This is a genomic window from Burkholderia sp. 9775_39 (genome assembly GCF_015712225.1).
Lineage (GTDB): Bacteria > Pseudomonadota > Gammaproteobacteria > Burkholderiales > Burkholderiaceae > Burkholderia > Burkholderia cenocepacia.
Map to the genome: position 1 here is coordinate 1 of NZ_JACCQC010000131.1, position 254 is coordinate 254.

The following is a 254-nucleotide window of genomic DNA, read 5'->3' on the forward strand; positions in this document are numbered from 1 at the left end:
CGCGGTCGCGAACACACTGAACTCTCGACCACGTAAAACGCTCGGATGGAAAACGCCAGCGGAAGCATTCCACGAACTGTTATCCGCAACATAACGATGGATGTTGCGACGACTCCTTGAACCTAAGTTGCGACCCGCGGTCGCTATGGTGAATCAGGCCCGCCGGCGGTCGTCGGGTCACGACAGCGCGGAACAGCGCCTGCATGACCAGATTTTTCGTCATCCGCTCGCTCATCGCGTAGCCGACGATTTCG

1 pseudogene is annotated in these 254 nt (G+C 58.3%); it reads right to left on the reverse strand.

Annotated elements, in window-relative coordinates:
- Nucleotides 1-130: 130 nt before the first annotated feature.
- Nucleotides 131-254: pseudogene (locus H0X90_RS35610) on the reverse strand (IS3 family transposase); the annotation flags it as partial.